This is a genomic window from Chamaesiphon sp. OTE_75_metabat_556, from assembly GCF_031378165.1.
Lineage (GTDB): Bacteria > Cyanobacteriota > Cyanobacteriia > Cyanobacteriales > Chamaesiphonaceae > Chamaesiphon.
Genome location: NZ_JANNDR010000139.1, coordinates 1 through 11658 on the forward strand (window position 1 = coordinate 1; position 11658 = coordinate 11658).

Genomic DNA, 11658 nt, shown 5'->3' on the forward strand with positions numbered 1-11658 from the left:
AATTTAATCGATCGATTTGCCGTGATGAATGCGGAAGTTATTGCTAACGTCAAACCGCAATATCTCGATCGATTCACAGTTGTTGGTGACTTAATGGTTGAGACTCAAACTAGTCTCAATCCCGAAGCAAATATTGATCGAGACGCACCGATTTTGATTGGCTTATTACCTGGATCGAAGTCAGCAAAATTGGGGATGGGATTGCCATTGATGCTCGCGATCGCCGAAGATATTCAAGCTGCTCATCCGCAGGTAAAATTTGCCATTCCCGTCGCCCCAACGATCGATCTTGCCACTCTCGCCAGTTATGCAGATCCGACTAAAAATCCTATCATTGCCCTCGTTAATGGTGCCACTGCGACGCTAGAGCAGAATGATACTATACCCTATCTTCAAACAGCTAAAGGATTGAAGGTAGAGCTACATACTGAATTTCCGGCCTATAATTGGCTGAGTAAGTGTACTTTATGTCTGACTACTATCGGTGCAAATACGGCAGAATTAGGCGGTTTAGGGGTACCAATGATAGTTTTGATCGCCTTACAACAATTAGATGCCATGCGCGCTTGGGATGGGGGCTTAGGGATCTTAGTTAATTTACCGCTGATTGGTTCGCCGATTTCCAAGCTCGTCAATACGATCGCCTATCGGACGATGGGCAGTCGCAAGTTTGCATGGCCGAATATTTGGGCTGGAGGCGCAGAAATTGTCCCCGAATTAGTTGGTAATTTAGATGCTAAAACTGTTGCTGAATTTACGATCAATTATCTCGAACATCCCGAAAAATTAGCTGCCATGCGATCGGCATTACGCCAAGTGCGGGGCGAAGCAGGTGCCGCCGATAAACTGGCATCGATCGTCGAAAAATTAATCTTATCGCCGTCAACTTAGCGATCGCTGGCAGCTACTGAACTCGATTGAGTAGGTAAAATCCAACCCACTACTAATTTGAGACGATCAGATCTATCGATCTACTAGTAGTTCTGCTCTATTCGAGGTGCAATCTCATATAGCCGATCCAAGATTTCACCGATTAACCACCGTTGCTCGTTAGGCTCTAGATATCGACCAAAAGTATACAAAGGTAAAAAAGTATTCTTCCCCGGATCGAAGTCAGTTTTATAGTATTGTTGTACAGAAATCTTTAGTTTAATCCCACCTTGTAAGCTCAGAGCACCTACTTTTTGGCAACTTATATTTTCTATTTCTTTGAAATATATGGTACGTTGCTGGAGTGATATTCCGGCTAATCTAGTCGTACAAATCACCTGTCGATCGATTATTTCTAGTTCGCGCTCACAGATGATGACGGCACAATAATGATAGAGTACACGTAGCATCCATGGAATCACAACTATTCCAATTAGTAGTAATAACAGCCATAATAATCCAGGTAAAATAGCGACTCGCATCAGCCACCAGCCACCGATCGCGATTAGCAGCCAAGCTGTGGCAGTCAGAAAAGTTCTTTTACTACTGCGCGTTGCCAACCAAATTGGGGGAATGACTATTTTCATCACATCACCCTGCTGTGAGATGTGGGAGATCGGTTGTCTGGGACGCGGAATTTTAGTGATAACTTTACCTTGTAGATCTGCTAATGTGCGCTCGGCATTCCAATAGCGATCTTCTGGCATCGGCTCAAGTAAACGATCGAGCCAATTAGCAAAATCGGGAGATAATTTAACTCGTTCCCGAAAATCTATTTTCATCTGCCTGACTGGCAAATCTGCCGGATCTTGTCCCGATTTAAGATAGAGTAATGTCGCGCCTAAGCCATATAAATCAGTCGCTAATACTGCTTGTCCGCGAAATTGTTCGGGAGCCATATAACCATAAGTCCCGACGATCGTGCTGCCACCTGTAATCGTAAGCTGATAAGTATCGCGCACAGCTCCAAAATCTACTAAATACATCTTGCCTGACTCACTCCGCAACAAGTTTTGAGGTTTGAGATCGCGATGGATAATCGGTGGGCTAAATGTCTGAAGATAGATTAAAATCTCTAAAATCTGCGTGGCAATATCTCGCAACTCTGATTCGCTAAATACATAACCCGATTCGATCCAACTAGTCAAAGATCGTCCTGGTGCGATCGATTGAACCAGACAAAAATCTGATTCTCCAGCTATATCAGTCTGAAAATAATCTAAATAATGGGGAATAGCATGGTGTTCTAACTGAGCGAGAATTTTAGATTCGCGATCAAATAATTCGAGTATTTTCCAGTCCCCCATTCCTCGCAAACTCAAAACTTTAACTGCAACTTCAGTTCGATCCTGCAGATCGATCGCCCGATAGGTTTTACCACTACCACCTTCACCTAATAAATCAATAATTCGATAACGGCTCACTAATATTGAATCGATTACCATTTTTTATTGCCTGAATTTTGACATCGTAATTCTCTAGGTGTCGCTAATTTCATCAATTCCCAAGTATTTATACCGAGACGATTTTTCTGGTGTGGATTCCAACCATGATCAATCATTTGTTCAGTGAGAGGGAAAAAATCTTGGCTAGCAACTATATGTAAAGCAGTATCCCCATTCTGATTGACAATCTGGGTATCTACTTGATGTTGCATCATTAATTTGAGTGTATAAATTGCCAACGATCGATTCTGAAGACATCCGTTAGAGACTGAATGAACTTCACCCAAATTGCCCAAGAAATGTATGGCCGTATTACCTTGGCGATCGGTTAGATTGAGATTGGCACCCGATCGCTTAATTCTTTCAGAACTTGGATCGATAAGTAATTTAATGATTTTTGGTGTGGTTAGATTCTTGTCGATCGGTCGCCCCGATGGATCGGTGAAATTTTGATATGTAAAATGACTGCTAGGATCGTTAAAGCTACGGCGATCGATTGCTACCATCAATGGTGTTTTACCACTGCTATCTGGAACGTCAATTCCAGCACCTTTGAGCACTAATAGTTTAACAATATCAAAGTTCTGGCGATCGATTGCTGTAATCAGCGGTGTTTGACCGCTAGTATTTTTGATGTCAGTTTTGACTCGATAATCTAACAACAATGATATTACGACATGATTATAGTTTTCTAATGCTTCATGTAACGGAGTATTACCCTTGTGATTGCGCCGATTGGGATCTAATTTTGCGGCCATTAATATATTTGCGATCGCCTGAAGCTGGATGTCATGGCCATCGCCGCGCCGAAAATTTGCGTTCCCCGATAAAATATGCCATAAGGAAGATTTTTGGTGATCAATGACATCAATTTTGGCACCATGCTGAAGGAGATCGGTGAATATTTGGAGATTCACTGTTTCGACTGCGAACATGAGCGGCGATCTTCCCAAGCTACTGCTGATGTTGACATCAGCTTTGTATTTCAATAATAACTGTACGATCCGGCGAGCTATTTGCGGATCTTGATGTTCGATCGCATAATTGAACTTAATTGCTTGATGTAATGGGGCAAAACCATCACTATTGAAAACATGAGGATCTGCACCACGCTTGAGTAAATATTCTACGATCTCAACTCGTTCGTGCTGGATCGCGCAATGTAATAACGAGCCAGTATCAACTTTTGCTGCTAGTTCGCCATCCCTTTCTTTGACGACCACAGTGGCATTGACACTGACACCCCGATCGAGATATTCATGTAGAGACTCGATCCCCCTGTTGTCAATCGCGTTACAGATATCATAAGCAGGCAAACCTAGTCTAGTGATCAATGCGTATCGATATCGATCGATTAGAGGTGTACAAATCGATAAGATAATGGCTGCAATTGCTACACCTTTCCACGGAAAACCAACTCTGATACCTTTTTGAATGCGAAATCGATGCTGTTTTTGGAAAGCATGGAGAGCGACATCTACTGACGAAAATCTTGTGGCTGTATCTGGCTCCAACATCAACTCCAGCCAGTCAGCAAAATGAGCGGAGATATTCACATGGCTGCGAAAACTCAGCTTCAATCGTGCCTGGGGTAAATCCGCAGGCGATCGATGGGTAAGTAGATATAAAATAGTCGCACCCAAGCCATATAAATCGCTCGCAGGCACCGCCGCACCACGAAATTGTTCGGGAGCCATATACCCAAATGTTCCTGCTACCGTACAGCCTTTGAGCAGGGTATTGTGGTAAACAGTTTGCACCGCACCAAAATCAACGAGAAATAGCCGTCCGTCGTCGTTGCGAATGATATTGTGGGGTTTGAGATCGCGATGAATCAGCGATGGAAACTGGTGGTGGAGATACTGCAAAATTTCTAGCAACTGATTGGCAATATCGCGCACTTCAGCTTCTGTCCCGCGCCAGCCCGCTTGCACCCACGCGGTGAGTGGTTTTCCTGGTGCAAGTTGTTGCACGATGTAAAAGGCGCGGTTGTCAGGTGTATCGACGTGAAAATACTCCAGATACTTAGGAATCTGGGGATGACTAATTTGTGCGAGTACCTTGGCTTCCCGCTCGAAGAGTTCGAGCTGCTTCCAGTCGTTGAGGTGGCGCAACGAGAGGATTTTAATCGCGACGGTGGCTCCATCAGCCAGCCGCATCGCTCTATAAGTGCTACCGCTACCCCCTTCACCCAAAAGTTCGACAAGTTGATAGCGATCGCCGATAATTCGATCGAGTGATGAAGTGGCTATGTCCATAATATTTCGCAACTAGTCTCGATCTGTTCGCAGCGATGCCGCATGGTGCTCTCTACAATCGCTGAGGATACTTTTCCAGACACTTACCGAACGGCTCGATCGAAACTTATACATTGTAAACAGTGCTAAATTCAGTAGCTAGATTTACTCGATCGGTCGATCGAGATCGTGTTACTCCCAAGTAAAATTATGTCAACTAGGGTAGGCAGTTTCGATCCCAAAGCGATCGAAACCTATTATCATGTGTAGCGGTACTTACGGATCTGTCCGTACCGCGTACTAAAGTCAGGGAGCCATTTGAGATAAATCATGGGACTAGTCATCGCCACTGTCAATATGAAAGGAGGTGTCGGTAAAACCACCCTCACCGTCAATCTAGCTGCTTGTCTGGCCAAGCTCTATGGAAAGCGCGTATTAGTTGTCGATCTCGACACCCAGATTAGTGCCACTCTTAGTCTCGTCACCCCTCAAGACTTCGCCAAAATTCGCCGCGAGAAAAAGACGATCGCTTATTCGATCGCCAAAATACTCAAACCCAATAGCCGCTATAAATTTGAAACAAAGGATCTGATTACTACCGATGTTTGTTGGGTAAAAGGACTAGATTTATTAGCTGGAGATATCGATATCTATGATGAATTTCTAGTATCAGAGAAACTTCACCAAGAAACAATCGAAAATCCAAACACCGATTTCATTGATGTTTGGAATGGTTTTGAAGGCTCGTTGATCAAAGATATTTTAGCTCCAGTGATCGATGATTATGATTTTATCATCCTCGATTGCGCTCCAGGCTATAATCTGCTGACTCGTAGTGGCATTATGGCCAGTCATTTTTATATCATGCCTGCCCGCCCCGAACCACTATCTTTGGTCGGGATGCAATTGCTAGAACGCCGAATTGCCAAGCTGAGGGAAACTCATGAAGGCGATAAAAATTGCTTAGAAAGTAGCTTATTAGGGATTGTCTTTATCCTATCAGGCAGTTCGTTATTTGCGCGATATTACGATCGCGTGATGGATCGCGTCACCCAAGACTTTGAGGAAAGTAAAATCTTTCAAACTCGGATTCCCATGGATGTCAATGTCGCCAAAGCGATCGATAGTTTCCAGCCTGTGGCGATCGAGAATCCTAGCTCCGCTGGCTCCAAAGCTTTTATGAAATTGAGCCAAGAGTTATTAGCCAAGGTCAAGCAGTTGGCAGGGGATTAGGTCGAAGCTTGAAGCAGAGAGCGGGGAGACGGAGGACTCAGGGACGGAGAGTATTTTCAATTACTATTCACTATCCACTATTCACTACCCTCTACCCTCTACCCCCTATCCCCTATCCCCTAACTATCCGGTTGTTTGCTAAGTACGGCCGCAACGGATTATGATAGATGAAGACATAAAAATATACTTCTAACTAAAAATATGGATATTCTGACACTAGGCTGGGTCTCGCTCTTAGTATTATTTACCTGGTCGATTTCGATGGTAGTTTGGGGTCGCAACGGGTTTTAGTCGCGACGTCACTTTATTAAAAATTTGTTGAGCTATTACTGCAAAACCCAACCCCGTCAGGGTTGGGTTTTTGATGGGTGACTAATTTGAAGATGCCACCAATTGGCGGTAGTCTTGAAGGAATTTCTGAATGGCAGGATCTTTCGCGATTAAGGCTGTGAGTATGCCCAATTGGCCGCACGATCGCATCAAGCCCAATAAGTCCGCAACAAATAACTGTACCCACTCGGCTGTCGCGACTTGACTGAGCCAACGAAACGCATGATGAGCACGATCGACATCAGTAGATGCATGTACTGTTAAACCGATCGCGGTAGCATAGCGCGCCGAAGGCTCGACCGGAAACGGAATTTGACTACCGTGGCCTTCACAAATCGCCTTCAGATCGGGTAACATCCGATACATCATGAGAAAAGCTTGAAATTCGGCACTAGCTGCCGTCCCGATCGCTGGGGCAATATCCAACCCATTCGCGTGCAAACTACTGGCCATCAGCCACGATCGCGGCGAACACCAAGCGGGCTGTTGCGGATCGATTTTGTGCAGCAGACTAGGGCGAAAAGATAAGAACGCAATAATTTGCTCGTGAACGCCCTGCTGCAACGCATACGCCTTAAAACTTTCAAAATCCGGCTCGACTTGTAAGTGCAAGAACCGATTGGCTAACGGTGCTGGCATATCAAATACTCCCGCGCGATCCTCCTTGCGATTGCCTGCTGCCCATACAAACCAGCCATCGGGGACGACATAACTACCCACTCGCCGATCCAAGATCAGCTGCTGGGCGACACCCTGCATCGCTGGTGGAGCCATATTAATCTCATCCAGAAATAAGATCCCCCGTCCCTGCTGGGGCAAAAATTCCGGTGGCAACCATTTAGAAACCCCATCTACAGCTACCGGCAACCCACGCAAGTCTGTCGGTGCCAATTGACTCAGCCGGATATCGATAAATTCGAGCTGATGGGTGGTAGCAAGTTGCCTGACGATACTCGATTTACCAATTCCGGGCGCACCCCAAATCATGGTGCTAATTTTGAGCTGATTGGTAATTAGTCGATCGAGATAAGTCTGTAAATCTTGAGGATTCATGATAGCGCAAGTTTGGAGCAGGTGGGAGATATTCAGGTATTTGTCGGCTGGATTGCCAACTGTCTAGATCGGATCGTTATTTCAATAACTTCCGCAACTCCCCGCGAAGCTGGGGGGACGTCTGCGGATTACTGGCAAAAGAATCATAAATTAGTCGATCGAGCACGCTGGGGGCGTGAGGATCGATCTGGAGTTGGAGTTGCTGCCAGAGCAAATCGATCGTCTGACTGGGCGTATGGGGATGGCGGACGACAGCCAGCCGCAATACCGACCAATCAGTATCCGCTAGCTGCATTAATTGTGCTGGTGGGGTATCGATCTGTTTGGCTAGCCACAAAGATTGGGCTGCTGCATCACTCGGGGCTAGATACATCTGCATCAACAGACAGGGATTTAGCTGCGGGTGGAGTGCCACTAGGGTGGTAAACGTCGGATCGTGAGGATGAGCATACTTACGGAGGATTTGTTTGAGTACAGAGATCGGTGTCTGGGCATTTTCGGCCACAATTCGCGCGATGCCCTCGCCGATGTCAACAATTTCGGCCAATAGATGTACGGGGGTCTGGGGGTGTGCGGCTACCGCCCGAATCAATTCTCGATCTTGGCGGCGAGATTTTTGAGCCAAATTTTCGAGGATTGCGCTGGGCGTGTGAGGATTATAGGCTACTGCCAGCCACAGACTATAATCCTGCCGACTCACCGCATATTCCATAAAACGGGTAGGGACGCGATCGCATTGCAGCAAACTAGTCAGAGTCGGATGCGGAATTGTGGCGACTAGATCGAGCTGCTCTAACTGCAAGAGTTCAAAAACAGGATTATTTAAAATTGCTTCGGGAAAATCAATCCCTAATTGCCATAAGGTATCAGTTGGTGTGTTGGGATTGCTCGCGACTAATTGTCGCAGTTGCCAATCCGTCTGGGTTGCAATTTGGCGTAGCAGTTGAGGGCTGGTAGTGGGGTCGCTGGCCGCCTGTACCATTGATGTCATTTGCGCTCCGGTAGGGGGCAGATCGCCCGCCACTACATCTATAGTTACTTTCATACTCAATTTACCGATCTTCGCTTACTCACTCATCAATTAAAGTACCCAAACTGCACCCCAAAGATAGAGATGAGGCTCGGAATTCAGCACTGGGTTAGCTACTTAGCATTAAATTTGACTCGATCTCGCTCAGTATTTTTGCCCAAATTAGGGTCAGAGTATAGAAATTATTTACGATTCAGCTATAAACTAAGTGATAAGGGTGTTAGATATTACCGACCAGTCGGTTGATTCGATGTTTCAATTGCAGTAGATCTTTAGGTAATCTAGATACGATGATTAAAATTCCCTTAGATAGTTGTGTGATTGTCAGCACGCTAGACTTTTCACAAATTACACAACGATTAGCAAGTGCAATTTATGTTAGTTCAGCCTCCGAACGATCCTCCATCGACGTTCTAGAACCAGATATCCACGATCTCAAACCCTTCCCGAAACGTTATTTTGGTCAGATCCAGGGATTTAAATTTTCCGCAACTCGGCTGGTGGGATCTGAGTATTTTCATTTACCAGACTTCTTATTTCCGACGATCGAAGGCGATATTAATAGTCTGCATCATGGTTATGAAATTTTACTCGATGTTAAGCTCCACAGCATTACATTTGCGCTGCTGTTGGCTGGGTTGGGTGGACTACTCGCCACAATTGCCCCTGCCCTCGACAATGTTTTGGGTGGTAGCAAAAATGATGGATATTTGACGATAGTAGCAATCTTCGCACTGCTGTATGTAGTGATCGTCATTCATTTTTGTGTTGATGCTTGGCAAGCTAAGCAGTTTTTTAGAAACTTATTTGTCAAAAGATTTGCCCTCAAACCTATTGCCGATCTTGAGATCTCACAACCACCAGAATGGAATTCGGAGTTTCAATTTCAAGATGCTGGCAATGTGCGATCGTCTACCGAGCTACTCCGCCAAAATTTACCTTCATTTCCCCGGAAGGCTCGTTGAGATCGGGGAGCGGGGAGTTGGGAGTTGTAAATTTAGTCGGGACTCATTTTTGGTGTGCTGTTGGTTCAGTGAGTCGATGAGGATGCTTCACAAGCACCAATACTGACCCAGGTACTGGCTTTTTGACCGTCGATTTCGGTGTACCATTCCTTTTTCCAGATTGGTGCTTGATGTTTGAGTGTATCGATCGCGTATTGACACGCGGCAAATGCTTCACCGCGATGAGGTGTACCGACGGCTACCAGCACGCTGATTTCACCGATTTTGAGTTTGCCGACCCGGTGATAGATGACCAGATGATTAACCTCTGGCCACTGGGTGCGCAGATCCCAGCCGATCGCGGCAAAGACACGCATCGCCATCGGTGCGTAGGCTTGGTATTCGAGATAGTCTACTGCGCGGCCATCCGTATGATCGCGGACTGTGCCGCTCATCACCACCACCGCCCCATTCCCCGCATCGTCAGCGAGCTGATAGACTTCATCCAGAGACAGGGGGGCAAACCCGATCGCGAATCGATCGGCTGGGTGAGCTGAGACTTGAGTAAGCTCGGTCGGGGTGTTTGTCATCATCAATTTGCAATATCTTGTAAAAACCGAAGCAGTATGGTACGATCAAGAAATGTCAGTAAATCTGCGCTATCTGGATAGGTGGCTGAGTGGTCGAAAGCGGCACACTGCTAATGTGTTATAGGGGTAACTCTATCGAGGGTTCGAATCCCTCCCTGTCCGTACTAGAACAGCAGTTTTGCCAAATAGGTAGGTATAGTTAAGAACTATGCCTACCTATTTTTGTTATTTGAGGATGGGAAAGGCGACTCGTTCGAGTGCTAACTTATCCGCAAGGCGTTCGGCGGCTAATTTATCCAATTGCTGCCACACTTCCTGAAGCAGTGGATCTAATCCCGTCCGCGTCGCTGACGAAATCAAGAATACTCGCTGGTTGGCGACCGCGCTTAAAGCTTGGGCGATTTCGGCGACTTCCTCCTCATCCACCGCATCGATCTTGCTCAGTGCCAGAATTTGGGGTCGGGTGGCTAAAGAGTCATTATAGGCGATTAACTCTTGCTGAATCGTCTGGTAAGCCCCGATCGGGTCGTCGCTAGTTGCCTCGACTAAGTGTAATAATACGCGCGTGCGCTCGATATGTCGCAGAAAGTCGTGTCCCAAACCGGCACCTTGAGAGGCACCCTCAATTAAGCCTGGAATATCGGCAAATAAGGTACCATCCCCAGACGGCTTGCGAACTACACCCAAGTTTGGAACTAAAGTAGTAAAGGGATAATCCGCTACTTTTGGACGGGCGGCAGAAAGTGCCGAAATCAGTGTGGATTTACCTGCATTTGGCAGACCGATAATCCCAACTTCTGCTAGTAATTTTAATTCTAGACGAATCCGTTTTTGCTGGGGTGGTTGTCCAGGGAGGGCATATTCTGGCGCGCGGTTGCTATTACTGAGAAAGTGCGCGTTTCCCAAGCCACCTTTACCACCAGAGACGACTTTAAAAGTTTGGCCTGGTTCGACCAGATCGACAAGTAGTTCGTCAGTTGCCGTATCAAAAACTATCGTACCACAAGGTACCTCGACGATTAGATCTTCTCCGGTCGCACCCGTACAATTTTTCGAGCCACCTTTAGTACCATTCTCCGCTTTGAAGCGACGGTTGTAGCGGAAGTCTAGTAAGGTTTGGAGATTTTCGACAGCGGTCAACAAGACCGAGCCGCCTTTGCCGCCATTACCACCAGCGGGACCACCAGCGGGGACGTATTTTTCTCGTCGAAAGGCTACCATCCCATCGCCACCACTGCCGGATTCTACTTCTACTTCTGCGAGATCGATGAATTGCATGGTTGGGCGATTGGGTGTAAATGAGTCAGGCTTTATTTTAACTCACTATCTTCGACATTGAGTTTAAAGCTAACACTCACATCTGGGCAAACGGCCTCGAATTGAGCGGACGGCGTTGCATTTCGCATCATAACCCACAGCGTTCAAATCCGTTCCGAGTGCAGCCGCTTGTTAGATGAGTACCTAACCATTAGACGTTGCAGTCTATTCCCGTCAATAACTTTTACTAAATATCCTTTCTCTGCCCCCGCTGGCTCTGAAGTGGCATGAAAAATATTTTTCCAAGCTTCTATATCCTTTTCATGCAAAGATTCTCTAAACATGACGACTAGTCGAAAACTATTTTCCAGACGACGCTGTTTCTGATTGCTTAAAAAAGTCTGTATGGCTATGAATCCACCACCTACAGCAAGTATGAAGGCAAGCCAGTTTCTAACCTCAGCTAATAGAGCCATTTTTTATGAAGTGATTGAAAGCATTTTTGGATTCATCTAACGTTCCCGTTCACCCGCCGTTAAACTCTCGGACTTAACGAAGAACTCAATATGGTCGGCGTGCAACAGGTTTGTTAGACAGTCGGCATCTTGT

The 11658-nt window shown here is 46.1% G+C and carries 11 protein-coding genes and 1 tRNA gene; 5 read left to right on the forward strand and 7 right to left on the reverse strand.

Going from position 1 to position 11658, the window contains the following annotated elements:
* Positions 1 to 891 (forward strand): lipid-A-disaccharide synthase (locus RMO27_RS05915; protein ID WP_309730442.1); only part of this gene is annotated, 891 nt, incomplete at its 5' end.
* A gap of 83 nt (positions 892 to 974) precedes the next feature.
* Here RMO27_RS05915 and RMO27_RS05920 read toward each other — a convergent pair.
* A complete protein-coding gene (locus RMO27_RS05920) occupies positions 975 to 2375 on the reverse strand; it encodes a serine/threonine-protein kinase (RefSeq protein WP_309730446.1) in 1401 nt (466 codons plus the stop codon).
* The gene (locus tag RMO27_RS05925) at positions 2369 to 4633 is read right to left on the reverse strand and encodes an ankyrin repeat domain-containing protein (RefSeq protein ID WP_309730449.1); all 2265 of its coding nucleotides are present in this window, start codon (positions 4631 to 4633) and stop codon (positions 2369 to 2371) included. Before RMO27_RS05925 ends, RMO27_RS05920 begins: the two co-directional genes overlap by 7 nt.
* A gap of 309 nt (positions 4634 to 4942) precedes the next feature.
* On the opposite strand from RMO27_RS05925, the gene RMO27_RS05930 reads away from it, so the two are divergent.
* Both RMO27_RS05930 and petN read left to right on the forward strand, forming a co-directional pair.
* Positions 4943 to 5845, forward strand: a complete 903-nt coding sequence (locus tag RMO27_RS05930) for a ParA family protein (RefSeq protein WP_309730452.1) — start codon at positions 4943 to 4945, stop codon at positions 5843 to 5845.
* 201 nt (positions 5846 to 6046) lie between these two features.
* Entirely contained in the window at positions 6047 to 6136 is a 90-nt protein-coding gene (gene petN, locus RMO27_RS05935; RefSeq protein WP_015160344.1) for a cytochrome b6-f complex subunit PetN, read from the forward strand.
* 81 nt (positions 6137 to 6217) lie between these two features.
* On the opposite strand, the gene RMO27_RS05940 is transcribed toward petN, so the two are convergent.
* Together RMO27_RS05940 and RMO27_RS05945 are read right to left on the reverse strand one after the other, a co-directional pair.
* Positions 6218 to 7228 carry a MoxR family ATPase gene (locus tag RMO27_RS05940; protein ID WP_309730464.1) on the reverse strand — a complete coding sequence of 337 codons (1011 nt, stop codon included), beginning with the start codon at positions 7226 to 7228 and terminating at the stop codon, positions 6218 to 6220.
* A gap of 76 nt (positions 7229 to 7304) precedes the next feature.
* Positions 7305 to 8273 (reverse strand): hypothetical protein, encoded by a 969-nt coding sequence (locus tag RMO27_RS05945; RefSeq protein ID WP_309730467.1) that lies wholly within the window; start codon positions 8271 to 8273, stop codon positions 7305 to 7307.
* Between the two features lie 275 nt (positions 8274 to 8548).
* Between RMO27_RS05945 and RMO27_RS05950 the strand changes: the two genes are divergently transcribed.
* Complete coding sequence (locus tag RMO27_RS05950; RefSeq protein WP_309730470.1) at positions 8549 to 9223, forward strand: hypothetical protein; 675 nt, start codon at positions 8549 to 8551, stop codon at positions 9221 to 9223.
* A 65-nt stretch (positions 9224 to 9288) separates the two neighbouring features.
* Here the strand turns inward: RMO27_RS05950 and RMO27_RS05955 are convergent, their stop codons facing one another.
* Entirely contained in the window at positions 9289 to 9795 is a 507-nt protein-coding gene (locus RMO27_RS05955) for a molybdenum cofactor biosynthesis protein MoaE (protein ID WP_309730474.1), read from the reverse strand.
* Between the two features lie 72 nt (positions 9796 to 9867).
* Here RMO27_RS05955 and RMO27_RS05960 point away from each other — a divergent pair.
* Positions 9868 to 9954 (forward strand) — tRNA-Ser (locus tag RMO27_RS05960).
* 63 nt (positions 9955 to 10017) lie between these two features.
* Here the strand turns inward: RMO27_RS05960 and obgE are convergent.
* Positions 10018 to 11070 (reverse strand): GTPase ObgE, encoded by a 1053-nt coding sequence (obgE, locus tag RMO27_RS05965; protein WP_309730477.1) that lies wholly within the window; start codon positions 11068 to 11070, stop codon positions 10018 to 10020.
* A 143-nt stretch (positions 11071 to 11213) separates the two neighbouring features.
* Complete coding sequence (locus RMO27_RS05970) at positions 11214 to 11525, reverse strand: hypothetical protein (RefSeq protein WP_309730480.1); 312 nt, start codon at positions 11523 to 11525, stop codon at positions 11214 to 11216.
* Positions 11526 to 11658: the final 133 nt, after the last annotated feature.

Bases quoted from the DNA above. Each gene is read 5' to 3' on its own strand.
- RMO27_RS05930 (WP_309730452.1), top strand. From the start codon at position 4,943: ATGGGACTAGTCATCGCCACTGTCAATATGAAAGGAGGTGTCGGTAAA.
- RMO27_RS05920 (WP_309730446.1), bottom strand. From the start codon at position 2,375: ATGGTAATCGATTCAATATTAGTGAGCCGTTATCGAATTATTGATTTA.
- RMO27_RS05950 (WP_309730470.1), top strand. From the start codon at position 8,549: ATGATTAAAATTCCCTTAGATAGTTGTGTGATTGTCAGCACGCTAGAC.
- petN (WP_015160344.1), top strand. From the start codon at position 6,047: ATGGATATTCTGACACTAGGCTGGGTCTCGCTCTTAGTATTATTTACC.
- RMO27_RS05945 (WP_309730467.1), bottom strand. From the start codon at position 8,273: ATGAAAGTAACTATAGATGTAGTGGCGGGCGATCTGCCCCCTACCGGA.
- obgE (WP_309730477.1), bottom strand. From the start codon at position 11,070: ATGCAATTCATCGATCTCGCAGAAGTAGAAGTAGAATCCGGCAGTGGT.
- RMO27_RS05940 (WP_309730464.1), bottom strand. From the start codon at position 7,228: ATGAATCCTCAAGATTTACAGACTTATCTCGATCGACTAATTACCAAT.
- RMO27_RS05955 (WP_309730474.1), bottom strand. From the start codon at position 9,795: ATGATGACAAACACCCCGACCGAGCTTACTCAAGTCTCAGCTCACCCA.
- RMO27_RS05925 (WP_309730449.1), bottom strand. From the start codon at position 4,633: ATGGACATAGCCACTTCATCACTCGATCGAATTATCGGCGATCGCTAT.
- RMO27_RS05970 (WP_309730480.1), bottom strand. From the start codon at position 11,525: ATGGCTCTATTAGCTGAGGTTAGAAACTGGCTTGCCTTCATACTTGCT.